This window comes from Geothrix sp. (assembly GCF_030219325.1).
GTDB lineage: Bacteria > Acidobacteriota > Holophagae > Holophagales > Holophagaceae > Geothrix.
Genome location: NZ_CP126625.1, coordinates 1211266 through 1229556 on the forward strand (window position 1 = coordinate 1211266; position 18291 = coordinate 1229556).

Consider the following 18291-nt stretch of genomic DNA (forward strand, 5'->3'; position numbering starts at 1 on the left):
ATCAGTCCCCGACCTGGTTCACGTCGAGCAGGCCCTCAGGCGGATCCAGTTCCAGCCGACGGTTCGGCAGGTCGAGCGTCCACCAGGCCTTGATGTAGGGGATGTCGCGCTGACCCGTGCGGCCGGGCCGCAGGTCCCGCATCACCACCATGTCGTAGCCCGCGGGGCCGGGGTCGAGGCGCAGGACTTCGCCGACCTTGCGCCCGGCGATGAAGACCTCGCAGCCGATCCACTGGTGCCGGAAGCTCTCGCCCTCGTCCAAGGTGGCCTCGGCCTCGGGCATCCACAGGGCCCAGCCCTTGAAGGGTTCCGCCGCCGTCCGGTCCGGCAGGCCGGCGAAGGCGAGGCAGGGCCGGTCCTGGTGCCAGCGGAAGCTGCGCAGGCTGATGCCCCGGGCGGGCGGGGCTGGTTCGCCCTGCTCCAGGTTCTGGTGGGGTGGGGCCAGCACCAGGCCGGTCATGCCTTCCAGGCGCTCCGGTTCGTCCATGAGGGCGTGGAACAGGAACTCGCCCTTGAGCCCCTGGACCTTGGCCAGATGTCCCGAGAGCAGCATCAGGCCTCCTGCTCGTCCCCGTCGTACAGCTCGAGATCCACCGACAAGCCGGCCTTCTCACCCGCGGTCTTGCAGAGGGTGCGCAGGGCCGAGATCATGCGGCCGTGCTTCCCGATGATGCGGCCGCGATCCTGGGGGTCGGCGAAGACCAGCACGTCGCGCCTCCGCCCCTCGCCTGAGATCTCCACCCGGAGGGCGTCAGGGTGGTCCAGCAGCGGCGTCAGCACATCGCGCAGGAAGGCTTCGAGGTTCATGGCTTCTCCGGGGAGAACAAAGAAAGCCGGACCACTGGCCCGGCTTTCGTGGATCTGAGACGGGCTACAGGACCTGGTTCTTCTTGAACAGGTCGAGCACGGTCTTGGAGGGCTGGGCACCCTTCTGCAGCCAGGACTTGGCCTTCTCCACGTCGATGCGGACCGCCTCGCCGGCGCCGGCGATGGGGTTCACGAAGCCCAGCACTTCCACGGCCTGGCCGGTGGGGATGCGGTCATTCTCGGAAACGACGATGTGGTAGAACGGGCGCTTCTTGGCACCATTGCGAGCAAGACGGATCGAAAGCATGGGCACTCCCTGAGCAGGAAAGTGTAGCGCGGAATGGCCCATCTCCCAAGGGTTAATTGCGCGCAGGCCGACCCCCTGACGGCATCACGGCTCAAAGGCGGAAACCGGGAAGCTCCCCTCCAGCACGGCCTGCCGCTCCCGGATGTTCCGCCGCAGGGTCGGCCAGCGGGGGTGTGTCCGGACCCTGGCCAGGAAAGGTGAGGTCTCGTACCAGGCTGCGCAGCTGAACCCCTGCACGAAGGCGCGGGTGGCGCAGTCCACCCCACGGTCTGCGTCGCCGAGGATGGCGTAGGCCTCCGCCTCCTTGAACGTCCACTCGCCGTCCGGGATGTGCAGCTTGCCGCGGATCTCGTCCATCTCCCGCAACTCGATCAGTCCGTCGCTGGAGCGGCCTTCGAGGTAGGCGAGGTACACGCGGCACAGGTCGCGGAAGTGGGTCGGTATCGCCCCCGGGTCGCTTCCGGCCCTCATGAACCCCAGGGCCGGCTTGTCCTGCCCCTGGAGGAGGGCGAAGTAGCCCCTGTAGAAGAGGATACTGGCGTCCTGCCGGAGGGAACCGGTCTTTGCGAGTTCCTGCCCGAAGGCCTCCAGATCGCCCAGGTAGAGGTAGGTGGTCTCGGCAAACCAGGCGGAAGGCGAGGCCAGGGGGCCCAGCAGCCTGGCCCGTCGGGCCAGGGCCCTGCGGGCGACTTCGAGCAGGCCCGAGGTCCGGCTGGCGTAGGCGATGCCGAGATAGAGGTCCGGCAGGTCGGTCCGGAGCCGGACCGCATCCCGCAGCGCCTGCAGGGCCATGCTCTGGTTCCCGGTATCGGTCAGCATCATCGACCACAGGAAGGTGGCCCGCGGGTGGCCCGGGACGAGCTCCACGGCTTTCTGGAAGGCGTGGTGGGTGCGTGAACCCAGGCCAATGCCGGCCTGGCGGGGATCCACCCACAAGCTGCGGTAGAGGTGATCTCCCAGGACGGTCCAGCCGGTGGCGCACCGGGGCTCGGCCTCTACGAACCGCTGGGAGGCCTCCAGGTGGGCGGCGGCGCTCGGGTCATCGCGGATGGACAGTCCCTCCAGCAGGAGCCAGAAATTCGGGGAGGACGCCGGGATCAGGGCGTCCAGCTGACGGAACCGGAGGGGCAGGGGCCAGTGCTGGACGATGTGCCTCATGGCCCGCTGGGGTTCCTGCGGGGCCAGCGCGTCCAGAGCCCAGGGTTTCCCGGCGCGGACCCGATCCACGGTGTTCCACTCCAGGGTCATGGCCAGCTGGTCCCCGCTCCGGCGCCCCGAAAACCGCAGCAGGCGGGTGTCGGGAGGCACCCGGTCGAGGTCTGCCGGGGACGGGAGCCTGGCTGCATGGGTGACGGTGGCTCCCGAAAGCACCTCGAGGCAGTCCGAGAGGAGGACTTCCATGCCCGACCCGACGTCCTTCCCCTGGTCGTCCAGGGGCGATGCCAGGATCAGCACGCGCCCGGCGGATTGACGGCTTGTGATGAAGGCAACCGTCGCCGCCAGTCCGAGCAGGACCAGGATCAGGGCGATCCAGATGCTGGGACGGGCCATGACTGAACGTGGATGGGGCATGGTCTCCTAGAAGGGAAGGTTGGGGCCGCCGCCCATCTTGGCCATGCGCTGCATCTTGGCCATGAACTTGGGATCGTTCATCTGGCCCATCATCTTCTTCGTCTCCATGAACTGCTTCAGCAGCTGGTTGATCTCGTGAACCGGGCGGCCGCATCCCGCGGAAATGCGGCGCTTGCGCTTGCCGTCCAGCAGGTTGTGGTTGTTCCGCTCGGCGGGCGTCATGGAATTGATGATGGCTTCCAGATGCTTGATGCGCTTGTCGGTGGCCACCTGGGCCAGCTGGTCCTTCATCTGCCCGAGCCCCGGCAGCATGCCCAGGATCTTGTTCATGGAGCCCAGCTTCTGCACCTGCTGGAACTGCTTGCGCATGTCCTCGAGCGTGAACTGGTTCTTGGCCAGGCGCTTGGCCATGACCTCGGCTTCCTTCTCGTCGATCTTGTCCTTGGCGTGCTCGATGAGGCTGAGCACGTCGCCCATGCCCAGGATGCGCTGGGCCATGCGGTCCGGGTGGAAGCGCTGGAAGTCCTCCAGCTTCTCGCCCTCACCCACGAACTTCAGGGGCTGGCCCGTGGCCTGCTTGATGCTGAAGGCCGCACCGCCGCGGGTGTCGCCGTCGGTCTTGGTGAGCACCACGCCGGTGATGCCCAGCTTCTCGTGAAAGGCCGTGGCGCTGCGCACCGCATCCTGGCCCGTCATGGCATCGGCCACGAAGAGGATCTCGTCCGGCGCGGTGGCGCCCTTGATCCGGACCAGCTCCTCCATCAGGGGCTCGTCCAGGTGCAGGCGGCCGGCGGTGTCCAGCACCACCACGTCCCAGCCCTTCAGCCGGGCTTCGGCCAGGGCGGCGGCGCAGATGGCGACGGGATCCTTCTCCTCCGTGTGGAAGGAGGGCACGCCGGCATCCTTCGCCACCACGTGCAGCTGCTCGATGGCTGCGGGGCGGTAGACGTCCGCGGGCACCAGCAGCGGGGAGCGCCCGAGCTTCTTGAGGAAGACCGCCAACTTGCCGCAGCTGGTGGTCTTTCCGGCGCCCTGGAGTCCCACCATCATCACCACCGTGGGTGGCTTCGACGCGAAGGCGATGGGGTGCTCGGGGGCCTGACCACCCATGATCTCCACCAGCTCGCGGTGGACGATGTCGATGAAGGCCTGGGCCGGGTTGAGCCCCTGCATGACCTCGGCACCGAGGGCCTTCTCCTTGACCCGCTGCAGGAAGGTGCGGGCCACGCTCACGTGGACGTCGGCCTCCAGCAGGGCCATGCGCACCTCGCGCAGCACGGCCTCCAGGTTGGCTTCGGTGAGCTTCGACTGGCCACGGAGGGCCTTCATGGCCTGGCTGAGCTTCTGGGTAAGGCTGTCGAACATGGGACTCCGGTGGGGACCAAACGACCATTGTAGGTGGCGTCGAGGACTTTCCCCGTGTGGAAACAGGATCCTCAGGCATAATCCTGACCGATGGAGTCGGGATAATGCCCAACCACCTTTCCGGAAGCCTCAGCCCCTACCTGCTCCAGCACGCCCACAACCCCGTGGACTGGCATCCCTGGGGCGAGGCGGCCCTGGCGAGGGCCCGGGCGGAGCAGAAGCCCATCTTCCTCAGCATCGGCTACAGCGCCTGCCACTGGTGCCATGTCATGGAGCGGGAGAGCTTCGAGAATCCGGCGGTGGCCGCGGTGCTGAACGCCCACTTCGTGAGCATCAAGGTGGATCGCGAGGAACGGCCCGACCTGGACGATCTCTACATGGACGCCGTGCAGACCCTGACGGGGCGGGGCGGCTGGCCCATGAGCGTGTGGCTCACTCCAGACCTGCAGCCCTTTTACGGCGGCACGTACTTCCCGCCCGAGCCCCGCGGCGGGATGCCGGGGTTCATCCCCCTGCTCAAGCGCATTGCCCAGGTGTGGCAGGACGACCGCGCCGGAGTGGTGGGGCAGGCGGCGGCGCTCGCTACGGAACTGCGGCGCCAGGCCGAGGTGGAGGCGGGAACCCAGCGGCCGGGCGACGCGGTATTGGAGGCGTCCCTGGCCCAGCTGCGCCGGGGCTTCGATGGGCGCTGGGGCGGGTTCGGCCCGGCCCCGAAATTCCCCCAGCAGATGGCCGTGGACCTGCTCCTGGCCAGGGGCACTGCGGAGGATCGGGCCATGGCCCTCCGTACCCTGGACGCCATGTGGGAGGGCGGCATGTACGACCACCTGGGCGGCGGCTTCGCGCGCTACAGCGTGGATGGCCAGTGGCTGGTGCCCCATTTCGAGAAGATGCTCTACGACAACGCCCAGCTGGCCTGCTGCTACCTGACGGCCTTCCAGGCCACCGGTGAGCCCCGTTACGCGGCGGTGGCGCGGGAGACCCTGGACTACCTGCTGCGGGACCTGCGCGACCCCAGCGGCGGCTTCCACTCCAGTGAGGACGCGGACAGCGAAGGAGAAGAAGGCAAGTTCTACGCCTTCACCCCCGCCGAGGTGCGGGAAGCACTCGGGCCGGTGGACGGGGACCGGTTCTGTGCGGCCTTCGGCATCACCGATGGCGGCAACTTCGAGCACGGGGCCAGCGTCATCCACCGCTTTTCCTGTCCTCGGGAAGCTTCGCTTTCCGAGGGAGAAGAGCAGACCCTGCGGGAGCGGCTGCGGCTCTGGCGGGACCGGCGGGTGCGGCCCGGCAAGGACGACAAGGTGCTGGCCGCCTGGAACGGCCTCGCCCTGTCGGCCCTGGCCCGGGGCGCCCAGGTGCTGGGCGAGCCGCGGTACCTGGAAGCGGCCCAGGCCTGCGCGGCCTTCCTCCGCAGGGAACTCTGGCGGGAGGGAGGGCTGCTTCGGGTGTGGCGCCGGGGCCGGGCGCACACGGCGGCCTTCCTCGAGGATCATGCGGCTGTCGTGGAGGGGCTGGTGGATCTCTTCGAGGCGGACTTCGATCCGGCCTGGCTGCGCTGGGCCGAGACGCTCGGGGAGATGATGCTGGCGCGGTTCCATGATCCGGTCGATGGCGGGTTCTTCAGCACGGAGGCGGACCAGCCGGATCTCCTCTTCCGGCAGAAGCCCGGCTTCGACAATGCCATTCCCAGCGGCAACACCCTGGCGGCCCGGGCACTGCTCAGGTTGTCCCGCCACCTGCAGAGGGAGGACTTCCGGTCCGCGGCCGAAGGGACCCTCCAGTGCTTCGGGCCCTGGATGGAGCGGGCGCCCAGGGCCTTCCTGGGCCTGTTTGGCGTGCTGGACCTCGTCCAACGGGCACCGCTGGACGTGGCGCTGTCCGGCCATCCCGAAGATCCGCTCGTCCAGGACATGCTGGGCGAGGTGTACCGGCGCTTCCTGCCTGGCCGGGTGCTCTCGGTCTCCGGCGACCAGTTGCTGCCACTGCATGAAGGCCGGGGCCTGAGTCCGGGACGGCCCCTGGCCTTCGTGTGCCGGGGCAGGACCTGCGCCGCTCCGGTGGGAACCAGCCGGGAACTCGGGGACCTGCTGCAGGACTCACCGGTTCCGATGTGATCCCGTCCCCTCCAGGTGGGAGATACACTGATTTTACCATCCAGCCCCGTCTGAACAGGAACCTGGGATCTGTCGGATCCGGGCGTGGCGTGGCAGACAAGGGGCAGCCATGAAGAACTTCGTGCTCAAGATCGACCCGCTGACGGGCGAGGACTACTACGAGGTCTACCTCCGTGGGCGGCAGCTGCTGAACAATCCCCACCTGAACAAGGCCTCGGCGTTCACCAAGGAGGAGCGGCTGAGTCTGGGGCTGGACGGCATGCTGCGGCCCGGCATCGCCACCCTGGAATCCCAGCTGGACCGCACCTACGAGGCCTTCCTGCGCAAGCCTGACGACATGGAGCGGTACATCTACCTCTCGGGCCTCCTGGACCGCAACGAGGTCCTGTTCTACCGCCTCCTCCAGGACCACCTGGACGAGATGGTCCCCATCATCTACACGCCGACGGTGGGCCTGGCCTGCATGCAGCTGAGCCACATCCAGCGCCGCTTCCGGGGCATCTACATCACGCCCGAGAACATCGCGAACATCGACCAGATCTTCCACGGGCTGTCACAACCCCAGGTCAACCTCATCGTGGTGACCGACGGCGAGCGCATCCTGGGCCTGGGCGACCTGGGTTCTGACGGCATGGGCATCCCCGTGGGCAAGGTCAGCCTCTACGTGGCCGCTGGCGGCGTGCACCCCGGGGTCACTCTGCCCATCACCCTGGACGTGGGCACCAACAACCCCCGCCTGCTGGAGGATCCCCTCTACCTGGGCATCCGCAAGCCGCGCCTGCGGGGCGTCGAGTACGAGGAACTGGTGGAGAAGTTCGTCCTCGGCGTGAAGCGGAACTTCCCTGGCGCCCTGCTCCAGTGGGAGGACTTCGCCAAGCAGACCGCCTTCAAGAACCTCGACCGGTACCGCGAGCGCATCCTTTCGTTCAACGACGACATCCAGGGCACGGGCTCGACGGCCCTGGCGGCGCTGATGACGGCCATGCGCATCAAGAAGAGCCGCTTCCAGGATGAGCGCTACGTCATCGTGGGCATGGGCCAGGCGGGCACGGGCATCGCCCTGAACATCCTCGCCATGCTGAAAGAGGAGGGCCTCTCCGCTGAAGAAGCCCGCAAGCGCATCTTCGCCGTGGACATGCAGGGCCTACTCCTCGAAGGCGATCCCCTGCTGGAGGACCCCCAGGAGCCCCTGGCTCAGCGCCGGGCCTGGGTGGAGGGCTGGCGGCTGGACGATCCGTCCCGCATCGGCCTGGGAGATGTCATCCGCAACGCTCACCCCACCGTCCTCATTGGCGTCACCGCCCAGCCCGGGCTCTTCAGCGAGGCGATCCTCGCGGAGACCGCCAAGCACTCAGAGCGCCCCATCGTGCTGGCCCTCTCCAACCCCACCCACAAGTGCGAATGCACGCCGGAGGCCGTCTGGAAGGCCACGGACGGCAAGGGCCTGGTCGCCACGGGCAGCCCCTTCGAGCCCATGGACTGGAAGGGACACACCCTCCAGGCCTCCCAGTGCAACAACATGTACATCTTCCCGGGTGTCGGTCTCGGCGCCCTGGTCTGCAAGGCCACCCGCGTGACGGACGGCATGTTCCTGGCGGCCAGCCGGGCCATCAGCGAATTCGTGACGCCGGAGCAGGAAGCCATGGGGCTGCTGCTGCCGGAAATGAAGGACATCCGCAAGGTGTCCGCCTCCGTGGCCAAGGCCGTGGGCATCGAGGCCCGCAACGCAGGCCTGGGACGCCTGCTCGACGACGACCAGATCGGCGCCGTGGTGACCAAGGCCCAGTGGGTGCCGGCCTACCCGGCCTACCGGCCCGGGGCGTTGCGGTACGAAGATTGAGCGCTGGTTCCCCCTTGTAGAAGGGGCGTCCTGGCCTAGCCTGGGGGGTGGGAAGAGCCTCTCTTTCCTCCCACGGGGCGACCGTTTTCGCCAGCCCCTTCCGGCCAGCGTTTCATGAGGCCGAGACTACCGGGCACCCTTCGGGGTGCCCTTTCTCAACGGCACTTGACAGCTTGATCAAACTACACAAACTGGTCTACACAATCTTATGTAGAGGTTTCCGTGATGTCATCCGTCAAACCTACGGAAGTGGAGTTGAAGTTTCTTCAGATCCTCTGGGAGCGGGGGCCATCCGCAGTGAAGGAAGTCCATGCCCAGCTGAACCGCCGGGAGGAATACACCTACACCGGGACTCTGCGGATGCTGCAGGTCATGCTGGAAAAGGGGCTGGTGATCCGGGATGAAAGCCAGCGCAGCCATGTCTATGCGGCGGCCCACAGCCGCGCCGCCATGGAGGGGGGCCTGGTCGCCGACCTGACGGAGCGGCTTTTCGGGGGATCGGCAGCGGCGCTCGTGCTGGCGGCGCTACGCTCAGGGCAGGTCAGCCTAGAGGAGAAGGCCCGCATTCGCGAGGCGCTCGGCAAGGAGAGGCGATGAACGCCGGCATCCAGATTCTGGGATGGGCCTTGCTGCACGCGCTCTGGCAGGGCTGCCTGCTCGTGCTGCTGGCGGCCTTCTGCGGGATGTTCCTGACGGGCCAGCTCCGGCACAGGATGAATGCCCTGGCCCTGGGGCTTTGCCTGATCCTGCCCGCGCTCACAGCCTGGCATTTCCACCAGCCTGTGCCCGCAGCCGCGGGTCCGGTGGAGGTGACGGAGCAGGTGGAACGGACTCCGGTCAGATCCTTGTCCCATCAGCCGCCCTCCGTACCGCTCTTGATTCGGCTTGAATCCGCACTGCAGCCACTTCTGCCGCGGCTGGTGGCGCTGTGGGCGCTTGGCGCGTCGATCATGGCGCTGCGCCTTGGCGGCGGCCTCGCGCTGAGTCTGCGCTGGAAGCGGCAGGGCCTCCCTGCGCCCGGCCCCTGGCAGGATGCGATGGATCGGGTTGCCAAGCGCATGGACCTTCGGCGGAGGGTGCCCCTGCTGCTCTCTTCGAGGGGCGGAACGCCGGTAACCCTTGGTTTGTGGAAGCCTGTCGTCCTGATGCCGGCGGTTCTGCTCACCAGCCTGCCACCGGATTACCTGGAGGCGCTCCTGGCCCACGAGCTGGCGCATGTGCGCCGCCTCGACTACCTCGGCAACCTCATCCAGGGAATCATCGAAGCCCTGCTTTTCTTTCATCCAGCCGTCTGGTGGCTCTCAGCGAGGATCCGCACCGAGCGCGAGGAACTGGCGGATGAACTCGCGGCACAGAGCCTCGGCGACCCGCGGCGTCTGGCTCTGGCCCTCAACGCGCTGGATGATCTCCAGCCCGACCTTCGACCCCCGATATTCCCGGCCCTTGCGGCCCGAGGAGGACGTTTGCTGACACGAATCGAACGGCTGCTTTCCACGAAGCCCATGGCGGGATCCCCGTGGGGGCTCGTCACCCTGTTGCTGCTTCCCTGCGCGGTTCTGGCCCTGCACGCAGGTGCTCCTTCCACCACTCCGATTCCGGCGCCCACCGCCCTGGTGGCGCAGATCGATGCCCTGGCCGCCAAGGAGGGGCTGGATCCCCAGCTGCTCCGGAGCATGGCCTGGGTGGAGAGCGGCTTCAGCGCCAAGGCCAAGAGCCCTCTGGGCGCCATGGGCCTGCTCCAGGTCATGCCGGCCACGGCCGAGGCCTACGGCGCGAAAGATCTGAATGACCCGGCCCAGGTGATGGCGGCGGGCGCGAAGTATCTGCGCTTCCTCCTGGACCGCTACCAGGGGGACGTCGAGAAGGCCGTAACGGCCTACAACTGCGGCGAGAAAGCCCTGGATGGGGGCCAGATCACTGAAGAGGCGACCCGCTACCGCACCCTCGTGATGGGGGTGCTGAAGGCGAAGGCGGTGCAGCCGGAGGCGCCGTTGGCGGAGGGGGAGGTCCAGGGTGTCATCCGTGGCATCGGGGATGAGTTGATGGTTCACCTGCGCATCAGCAGCCGCGGAGACCTGAAAGTGGAGCTCCTGTCCGACGGTGTTCCAAGCGGTTCCGTGATCGTCGGGAACAAGGAACCGGCAGGGAAACAAGGGGTCGGGCTCTGGGAGGAGGTCCGGCCCAATATCCGGATCAAAGCTCCGAAGGCTGGCGCCCCCCTCTCGATTCGCGCCGCAAATCCATTGACGGGCTGGCGGGGGGAAACCCAGGTGCTGCCGGACGCGCCCTGGAAGACCTTCAGCTTCCGAATGGAAGAGCCCAAGCCATAGTCCCATCTGGTACAGCAAGAGGCCCGGCGGTGCCGGGCCTCTTGCATGCACGTTCTGAAATCAGGCGGCGACGACGCGGCGGCTGCGATGCATCACTTCGGCTTCGAGCTCGGCTTCGAGGGCCTGGACCTGACGGAGCACGGCGAGACCGCGGGGCGAGCTGCCCATCTGGCGCTCGAGCTGGTTGAACACTTCATGCAGGCGCTCGGCGGTGGTCCAGAAGGCGGGGTTGTGCTGTCGCGCTGCGGTGTCCATGTGCATGGTGGCTCCGTGGGCTTCCTGGACAACATGATCGTGTTTGCTTGTGACTTAGGCTAGTGATAGGCATCACAAGAAATGTCATGAGTTACGAAGTTTTTTGTCACGACCGCCGTGACAATTTCCGAAGTCATTGAAAAACATGACATCCAGGTCGTCCAAGGGCCGGGTCAGGCCCTGCGGCTGGCCAGCAGGTGGCCGATGGCCACGGCCGCCGCGTCGGCCGCATCGGCCGCCAGGGGCTCCTTCAAGTTCAGCAGGGTCATCACCATCTTCCCCACCTGGCCCTTGTCCGCCCAGCCATACCCACTGACGGCCTTCTTCACCTGCATGGGGTTGTAGTCACCCACCGGCAGCCCGTGCAGGGCCGCCGTCAGCAGGATCCCCCCGCGGATCTGGCCCAGCTTCAGGGCCGTGGCGGCGTTCTTTTCGACGAAGGGGGACTCCACCGCCATGAAACCGGGGTGGTGAGCGGCGATGGCCTCGGACAGGCGACCGTGGATGAGCAGGGCCCGCTGGTCGAAGTCGGTCCCCCGGGGGTTGCGGATGACCCCCGCCTCCACCAGGGTCAGCCGGGACCCGAAGCGCTCCACCACGGCCCAGCCGCAGGCCAGGGAGCCGGGATCCACGCCCAGGCAGCGCACGGGCGAGGGCGGGACGATCACCGGCCCTTCCGCTTGCCGGTGCCCCGGACGCTGCCTTTCGGCGGCTTTGGACTCGCCTCCCGGGTTTTCCCGGCGGTGGCACGGGCCTTCTTCGGTGGGCGCTGCTTTGAGGCCGTTTCGCGGCGGGGGCGTGGCTCGTCCGATCGGGTTTTCCCCCCCCGCCGGGGCTTCTCCAGATCACCTTCCCGCAGCACCGCCGGAGCCGCGAGGGTGGGCACGAACTGGAGGACCTTGCCATGGGCATCCTGGGCCTTCGCCTCAGTGACCCAGGCGCTGATGCGCCGGAGGTCCTCATCCACGGTGGTGATCTCCACTTCCACCGCATCGCCGATGGTGAGCACCACCATGCCCCGCTGGCCCGTGGCCTTGGTGCGGTGCTCGTCCACCCAGAAGTTGCCGCCCAGGGCCGCCAGGGGCACGCCCACCTCCACGAAGGGTGACTCGAGCGTGACGAACATGACCTTGGCGGAGAAACCCTGGATGCGGCCCTTGAAGCGCTGGCCGATCCGGGCCTTCATGAGCAGGCAGGCCTTCCACTTGTCGTTCTCGCGCTCGGCCTCGGTGGCCTTCTGTTCGCAGTCGCTGGCGCCCTTGGCGAGCACCGCCAGCTGGCTGTGCAGGCCCTCGGGCAGCTTCTGGCCCCGGAGCACCTTGCGCAGCAGGCGGTGGACGATGAGATCCGGATAGCGCCGGATGGGGCTCGTGAAGTGCAGGTAGTCCTGCAACGCCAGGCCCGAGTGGCCGATGTTGTCGACGTTGTACTCAGCCTTCTTCAGGCTGCGCAGCAGCAGCGTGTTGATCATGGCCTCCAGGGGCCCGCCCCGGATCTTGTCGAGCATGACGTTGAGGTGCTCGGGCGTGGGCGCCTCCTTGGGCTTGAGCAGCCCGAAGGTGCGGGCCACTTCCGCGAAGATCTCGAGCTTCAGCGCATCCGGCTCGTCGTGGATGCGGTAGATGGAGGGGATCTTCTTCCGGGTGAAGAAGCGCGCCACCGTCTCGTTCGCCAGCAGCATGAACTCCTCGATCATGCGGTGGGCGTCGTGGCGTGGATAGCGCCGCGCGTCGATGGGTCGCCCTTCCTCGTCGAAGATGAACTCGGCCTCTTCCGTGTCCAGGTTCATGGCGCCCCGGCCCAGGCGGATCTGGGTGAGCTGCCGTGACAGCACCAGGGCCTCGTCCAGCAGGGCGCACAAGGGCTCGCCCAGTTCGGCCCGCTTGCGCTTCGACAGGTCGATGCAGGCTTCCTTCACTTCGTCATAGGTGAGCCGCTTCGCGCTGCGGATGACGCTTTCAGAAAGTCGCGTCTCCATCACTTCCAGCTCCGGCGAGATCGTCATCCAGGCCGTCATGGTGAGCCGGTCGACGCCCTCGCGCAGGCTGCAGAGGTCGCCGCTGAGGCGCTCCGGAATCATGGGAATGGCCTCGTCCGGGAAGTAGACCGAGGTGCCCCGCAGGCGGGCCTCCTCGTCCAGGGGGCCGCCCTCGGCCACGTAGTGGCTCACGTCGGCGATGTGGACGCCCAGGAGCCAGCCGCCACCTTCAGATTTCGGCAGGATCTCCAGGCTGATGGCATCGTCGAAGTCCTTGGCCGTGGGCGGATCTACCGTGCAGGTGAGGGTCTCACGGAGATCCTCCCTGCCCTGGATCCACTCCGTGGGAATGGCCGTGGGGAAGGGTGCCAGCTCGCGCATGACCGCGTCCGCAAACTCAGTGCGCAGGTTGAACAGGGCCGCCGTGAGCCTGTTCTCGATCTTGAGGTCGGTCTTCTTCCCCAGCCTGGCGACCACGGTGCCCCGCAGCTGCTTGGCCTCGGGATCGGCGTCGAGCCTGACGCTCACCAGCTCACCATCCTCGGCCAGGTCCGTGGGCGGCACCGAGATGATCTGGGCCAGGCGTGGCTCCAGGGGCACCACCCGCCAGCCCCAGGGCTGCTTCTGCAAGGTGCCGGGCAGGGGGACGTCACCGCGCCCCTTGATCTCGAGGACCCGGGCCTTGAGGCGGCCGTCCCAGCCCTCGCCGTTGACCTCGGCCACCACGCGGTCGCCGTGGATGGCGCCATGGGCATCCCGCCAGTCCACGAGCAGGTCCATGCGGGGCCCCTTGGGCGCCCCCAGGATCCTCAGGAAGCCCCCGGCACCCTCGGGGTGGCCCAGGAAGGTGGCTTCGAAGGTCTCGTACGGACGAAGCCCCGCAGCCAGGGGCTTCGGGGCTTCGCGGGAGGGCCGTCGGTCGGGGGTGCGGGCCGGACTGCGGACGGGGATGCGGGGAGTGGAACGGCGGGTCATGCCTTCAGGGTACAGGCCCCGGGGCGATCAGGCCTTCTTTCCCTTTTTGGCGGGCTTGGCGGGGGGGGCGGTGACCTTGCCGCTCAGGAGGTCGAGCTGATGCTGGACCTTCCTGTTCTCGGGGTCGAGGACGGCCAGCCGGTTCAGCCACTGGGCCTTGCCGGACTTTTCAGTGAAGCGCTCGAGGTAGGCGGGGGTGGAGATGACCGCTTCCACCCACTTGGTCTTCTCGCCCTTGCCGGCTTTGTAATCGGCAATCTGATCGGCTTCGCTCTTGAGCTTGTCCTCCATCACCTTCACGAGCGGGTCATAGGCCTCGTTCTCCCGCTTGGTGACGTCCAGGTAGGTCTGGAAGAACTTCACCCACTTGGCGCAGTCCACCACTTCCTTCTCGACCCCAAGGGCCAGATCCAGTTCCTGGCGCTCACCGGGATCCAGCGCGCTCTTGCCCTTCAACTCCTTGATGCGGCCGTCGTTCTCGTCCAGCACCTGCTGGGCCCGGGCACCCGCCTGCTTGTAGTAGGCCACGGTCTGGGCGAAGGGTTCCTTCACGCCGACATAGGATTCATTGGCCAGGGCCTTGGCGGTCTTCGCATACTCCAGGGCCTTCTCCCAGGCTCCGGCGGAGTCCGCTGCCTCGGCGGCCAGACGCAGCGCTTCGGCCATGTCGAGGTTCGCCGCGCAACTCTGGACGAGGGTCGAGTTGTCCTTCTTGTCGAAGGCGGGACGGGTGGCAGGCAGCAGGGCCTCGGTCCGCTGCACGGCCTCGGAATACTTGAACTCGGCCAGCAGCTGTTCAACCGCAGGCCTCTCGGCCTTCACCCGATCGCCGAGGGACGGCGCTGGCGCCTGGGCCAGGAGGGCCGCAGAGAAGAGGACGGAGCAAAGGAGGGCGGATGTGCGCATCGTTTGGACCAATGATGAAAGGGGGGAGCCCCCTGGGAGAAGCTTGGATTGTCGCGGGATTCTCGGGACTTGCCTAGTCCCGTCTGGTTGGACTCCACCCCCCTGCAGGTCAGCAGGGGGACCTCCGGGCCTTTTCCGATTGGTCTGGCCAATGCATGTGATTGGGATCACCCCAGTGTTTCGGCCATTCCCTGAATCTCGGCCTTGATCCTGTCCATCTCCTCGCGCTCGATCTTCCTCGCGGGGTGATGAAGCAGGCTCCGGGGGAGCCTGCGGAGTCGGGACCCGGCGAGGGTGAGCATCGAGACCGTAGGCGGGGTCACCCCAGTGTTTCGGCCATTCCCCGAATCTCAGCCTTGATCCTGTCCATCTCCTCGCGCTCGATCTTCCTCGCGGGGACCCCGCCCCAGGTCTCCCCCGCCCCCACCCGACTCCCGGGCAGCACCACGCTCTCGGGCAGGATGGTGGCGTCGTCACCGATAATGACGTCCCCCATGACGCAGCAGGCCAGGCCCAGGGTGGCGCGATGCCCCACGGTGACGGGGGCGATGACCAGGTTGCCGCCGCCGCCGTAGTGGGCGAAGATGCGCACGCTGCCGCCCAGGGCCGCGTCGTCGCCTACGCTGATGAGCTGGGGATCGCTGATGTATTCGGTGTTGATGAAGGCGTGGCGGCCGATCTTCATGCCCATGGCCTTCAGGAACCAGACCCCGAAGGGGGTGAGCGTCACGAAGGGCAGGAAGGTGAAGCGGACCAGGTAGAAGAGGCCATTGTGGAGGAACCAGGGCAGGGCATGCAGGGTGTAGTAGCCGCCCTTGAAGGGCTTCACCCGGGTGGGCAGGACCCAGTTGTAGAGGGGGACGACCAGCAGGAGCACCAGGCCGAAGATGAAAAAGCAGAGGGCCAGCGCGAACCCCGACACGATCCAGGGCAGGGGGCCGGCCAGGGGGACCGCCCAGGCATGGAGGCGGGACCAGATCCACAGCGCCGGGGCCAGAGCCAGGCCCAGGGCCGTGGAGGCGAGCGTGTACATCAGGAGGACCGCCAGGCCATAGGCGATGCGCGAAAAACGCCGCAGCAGACGGTCCAGCCAGTTCTTGGGGGGCGGGTTCTTGGTCTGGTCCTTGGCGAAGGGCTGCATGCTCATGCCACCAGCGTAACGAATAGGATGGAGGGATGGATCTGGTTCTGCTCCGCCTCTCCGCCCTCGGCGACATCCTCCGGGTAATGCCCGCCTGGGCCAACCTGCATGCCGCATTTCCGGGAACCCGCTTCCGGGCCGTGGTGGAGGACCGCCATGCCTTCCTGCTGGAGCCACTCCCCTGGCTGGAGCCGGTGATCGTCAAGCGCCGCCGCCTGTCGAATCCCTTCTCGGCCCTGGGCGAGCTGCGGCGAGTGGCCGGGCTGATCCGGGGGGGCGAGGCCAGTCTGGATTTCCACGGCATTCTCAAAGCCGCCCTGATCCCGAAGCTGGCGTCCATTCCCGAGCGGTGGGGAGACGGAGTCACCAAGGAATTCGCCGGATCGCTCCAGACCCATCCCCTGGCCTTCCACCATCAGACGCGATACGACCAGGCGCTCGGGTTGGCGGAGGCTTTTGGCCGGAGCCGGGGAGTCCAGGGCCTCGGCCGGTTCCAGGCGGTCCTGAAGGGCGTTGATCTTCCCGATCCCGGGGCCATCTGGCACGAGGAGGCGAAGCCCCGGATCGTGCTGGTCCCCGGCGCCTCCCGGCGCGGCGCCATCAAGCGCTGGCCCCTCCGGCACTGGATGACCCTGGCGGCGGGGCTGAGGGGCCGCTTCGACCTCCGCTGGTCCCTGGGACCGGAGGAGGAAGATCTCCGGACCTGGCTGCCGGAGGCCACGGGTATCGAGGCTCTGCCCCGGCTCGGTTTCTGGCAGCTGGCCTCGGCTCTCCGGCAGGCGGACCGCGTGGTCGCGCCCGACACCGGCCTGCTGCACCTGGCCGTGGTCCTCGGCGTTCCGGCGCTGGGGCTCTATGGTTCCAGCGATCCCGTGGTCGCCGGGCTGCCGGCCGGGGCGGGCCGAGTCCTGCGCACGGGCATCGCCTGCGCCCCCTGCCGGGAGCGCGCCTGCCAGCGCCGCCAGTGCCTGGAGGAGCTCCTGCCGACGAAGGTCTCCGCGGCCCTCTTGGAGGGACCGGCCGCTAGTGGAGGTTGAACTTGAACTTCCCCTCGTGGCATTCGAGGCATTTGACGATCGGCGGCTGATGCTGGCGATGGCATTCCGTGCAGGGGATTTCGCCCAGGTGCGAATCGTGGGGGTTCGGTTTGGCGTCCTTCGTGAGGGCCTTCATGGCGGGGTAGTCGCCATGGCAGGTCATGCAGGACTCTGAAGCCACCGCCTTCTTGGTGGGCTTCTCCTCCTGGTGGCAGTCGTAGCAGTGCACCCCCGCCTTGGCATGGTGGGCCGGCAGGCTCTTCTTCCCCTCCTGGGATTGGACGGGCAGGCCGCAGAGCAGGCTGAGGGCGGCAATGGCGAGGCAGTGGTTCACACCGGTCATGTCAGGTCCATGGGTTTTCCAGGGTCGGGAACGAGGAATCTGCCATCAGTCTACCGGAGGCTGGCCCGGACCCCTAGGCCCGGGTCGATCCATGCTCCGGCAGGCGTCTGGTCGCACGGTCAACCGGCAGGTGGCGTGACCTTCATCACCATTCCTGCGCTTTGTCGGATGGTCACGGCGGGCGTGTGTGCGATCATGACCCGTTGGGCGTCTAAATATGTCCCACTCAGGAGCCATTGCTTTCAGTCTGCATCGTGAAGGCCGAAAACCAGTGGCACCCTTGATGCGGTCATCCTTCGAGAGGATTCCCATGAGAACATTCCAAGCCCGGTTGGTTTCTGGTCTGATCCTGGCGGCAGGCATCTGTGGCCTCGGGACCCTGCAGGCCCAGACCGCCCAGCCTCGGGCCAAGGTGCCCGCCACCATCCCGGGCTATCAGCCCCAGGTCCAGGTCAAGGGACCCATCGACCTCATCGGCACCGATGCCCTTTCCGATCTCGGAGATGAATGGTCCAGCGCCTTCCGGAAGGTCCATCCCGAGGCCAACCTGATCTACCGGTCCAAGCTGACGACCGATGCCATCAAGGGGCTCCTGGACGGTTCGAGCCTCCTGGTCATCTCGGCCCGGGAGTTCACGGCGGACGAGAACAAGGCCTTCCAGGCCAAGTTCGGCTACATGCCGATGCGCATCCCGGTCTGTCTCGACGCCAACATCGTGTTCGTCAACAAGAACAACCCCATCACCTCCATCACCATGGAACAACTGGACGCCATCTACTCCAAGACGCGGCTGGGTGGGTCCAAATCCGCGGCGGTCGTCTGGGGCGATCTGGGCCTCAAGGGCGAGTGGGCGAAGCTGCCCATCCAGGCCTATACCCGCGCGGCCGGTTCCGCCACCCGCTCTTCCGTCGGCGAGAAGGTCCTGCTCAACGGGGAATTCCGGACCGGCATCCAGGACCGGGAAGATGGCTCCGCCCTGGCCGAGGCCGTGATGACCGACCAGTCCGGCATCGCCATCGGTACCATGTCGTCCTGGTACTTCGCCAACAAGGTGCTCGCCGTGGTCCCCTACCACGGTGAGGACGCCCGGTTCCCCAACCAGGAGAACGTCACCACCAGCAAGTACCCCATGCCCCGGCTCTACTACGCCTACCTGAACCGGACGCCCGGCGCCCCCCTGCCTCCGGCCGTCAATGAGATCATCCACTTCATCCTCACCCGGGAAGGGCAGAACGCCGTCGCGGATTCCGGCCTCCTGCCCGGACCACCGGAATTCATCCAGATCGCCCTCAAGCGCCTGAGCCGCTGAGCGGTTCCA

17 protein-coding genes are annotated in these 18291 nt (G+C 67.1%); 6 read left to right on the forward strand and 11 right to left on the reverse strand.

Annotated elements, in window-relative coordinates:
* Position 1: 1 nt before the first annotated feature.
* The 5 genes from QOZ81_RS05405 to ffh all read right to left on the reverse strand — a co-directional run bounded on the left by QOZ81_RS05405 (position 2) and on the right by ffh (position 4051).
* Positions 2–553: a ribosome maturation factor RimM gene (locus QOZ81_RS05405; protein ID WP_291200441.1), complete on the reverse strand. Its 552-nt coding sequence runs from the start codon at positions 551–553 to the stop codon at positions 2–4.
* Positions 553–807 carry a KH domain-containing protein gene (locus QOZ81_RS05410; RefSeq protein ID WP_291200438.1) on the reverse strand — a complete coding sequence of 85 codons (255 nt, stop codon included), beginning with the start codon at positions 805–807 and terminating at the stop codon, positions 553–555. Before QOZ81_RS05410 ends, QOZ81_RS05405 begins: the two co-directional genes overlap by 1 nt.
* Positions 808–871: 64 nt before the next feature.
* Positions 872–1114 carry a 30S ribosomal protein S16 gene (rpsP, locus tag QOZ81_RS05415; protein ID WP_291200435.1) on the reverse strand — a complete coding sequence of 81 codons (243 nt, stop codon included), beginning with the start codon at positions 1112–1114 and terminating at the stop codon, positions 872–874.
* A gap of 84 nt (positions 1115–1198) precedes the next feature.
* Complete coding sequence (locus tag QOZ81_RS05420) at positions 1199–2686, reverse strand: hypothetical protein (RefSeq protein WP_291200432.1); 1488 nt, start codon at positions 2684–2686, stop codon at positions 1199–1201.
* 6 nt (positions 2687–2692) lie between these two features.
* Complete coding sequence (ffh, locus tag QOZ81_RS05425; protein ID WP_291200429.1) at positions 2693–4051, reverse strand: signal recognition particle protein; 1359 nt, start codon at positions 4049–4051, stop codon at positions 2693–2695.
* Between the two features lie 104 nt (positions 4052–4155).
* Here ffh and QOZ81_RS05430 point away from each other — a divergent pair, with 104 nt between their 5' ends.
* The 4 genes from QOZ81_RS05430 to QOZ81_RS05445 all read left to right on the forward strand — a co-directional run bounded on the left by QOZ81_RS05430 (position 4156) and on the right by QOZ81_RS05445 (position 10338).
* Entirely contained in the window at positions 4156–6168 is a 2013-nt protein-coding gene (locus QOZ81_RS05430) for a thioredoxin domain-containing protein (RefSeq protein ID WP_291200426.1), read from the forward strand.
* A gap of 109 nt (positions 6169–6277) precedes the next feature.
* On the forward strand, positions 6278–8008 hold the full coding sequence (locus QOZ81_RS05435; RefSeq protein ID WP_291200423.1) for an NAD-dependent malic enzyme: 1731 nt from the start codon (positions 6278–6280) through the stop codon (positions 8006–8008).
* A 249-nt stretch (positions 8009–8257) separates the two neighbouring features.
* A complete protein-coding gene (locus QOZ81_RS05440) occupies positions 8258–8605 on the forward strand; it encodes a BlaI/MecI/CopY family transcriptional regulator (protein WP_366082982.1) in 348 nt (115 codons plus the stop codon).
* Positions 8602–10338, forward strand: coding sequence for a M56 family metallopeptidase (locus QOZ81_RS05445; RefSeq protein ID WP_291200419.1), 1737 nt, complete (start codon positions 8602–8604; stop codon positions 10336–10338). The genes QOZ81_RS05440 and QOZ81_RS05445 overlap by 4 nt, the downstream gene beginning before the upstream one ends.
* A 60-nt stretch (positions 10339–10398) precedes the next feature.
* On the opposite strand, the gene QOZ81_RS05450 is transcribed toward QOZ81_RS05445, so the two are convergent.
* The 5 genes from QOZ81_RS05450 to QOZ81_RS05470 form a co-directional block, all read right to left on the reverse strand.
* Positions 10399–10599 (reverse strand): hypothetical protein, encoded by a 201-nt coding sequence (locus tag QOZ81_RS05450; protein ID WP_291200416.1) that lies wholly within the window; start codon positions 10597–10599, stop codon positions 10399–10401.
* Positions 10600–10766: 167 nt separating this feature from the next.
* Complete coding sequence (gene ruvC / locus QOZ81_RS05455) at positions 10767–11261, reverse strand: crossover junction endodeoxyribonuclease RuvC (RefSeq protein WP_291200413.1); 495 nt, start codon at positions 11259–11261, stop codon at positions 10767–10769.
* Complete coding sequence (locus tag QOZ81_RS05460) at positions 11258–13546, reverse strand: ribonuclease R family protein (RefSeq protein ID WP_291200410.1); 2289 nt, start codon at positions 13544–13546, stop codon at positions 11258–11260. Before QOZ81_RS05460 ends, ruvC begins: the two co-directional genes overlap by 4 nt.
* Positions 13547–13573: 27 nt before the next feature.
* Complete coding sequence (locus QOZ81_RS05465; RefSeq protein ID WP_291200407.1) at positions 13574–14452, reverse strand: hypothetical protein; 879 nt, start codon at positions 14450–14452, stop codon at positions 13574–13576.
* 319 nt (positions 14453–14771) lie between these two features.
* Entirely contained in the window at positions 14772–15599 is an 828-nt protein-coding gene (locus tag QOZ81_RS05470; protein WP_291200404.1) for a hypothetical protein, read from the reverse strand.
* Between the two features lie 29 nt (positions 15600–15628).
* Here QOZ81_RS05470 and QOZ81_RS05475 point away from each other — a divergent pair, with 29 nt between their 5' ends.
* Positions 15629–16630, forward strand: coding sequence for a glycosyltransferase family 9 protein (locus QOZ81_RS05475; RefSeq protein ID WP_291200401.1), 1002 nt, complete (start codon positions 15629–15631; stop codon positions 16628–16630).
* On the opposite strand, the gene QOZ81_RS05480 is transcribed toward QOZ81_RS05475, so the two are convergent.
* Positions 16617–16973, reverse strand: a complete 357-nt coding sequence (locus QOZ81_RS05480; protein ID WP_291200398.1) for a cytochrome c3 family protein — start codon at positions 16971–16973, stop codon at positions 16617–16619. The genes QOZ81_RS05475 and QOZ81_RS05480 overlap by 14 nt on opposite strands.
* 310 nt (positions 16974–17283) lie before the next feature.
* On the opposite strand from QOZ81_RS05480, the gene QOZ81_RS05485 reads away from it, so the two are divergent.
* A complete protein-coding gene (locus QOZ81_RS05485; RefSeq protein ID WP_291200395.1) occupies positions 17284–18282 on the forward strand; it encodes a PstS family phosphate ABC transporter substrate-binding protein in 999 nt (332 codons plus the stop codon).
* Positions 18283–18291: the final 9 nt, after the last annotated feature.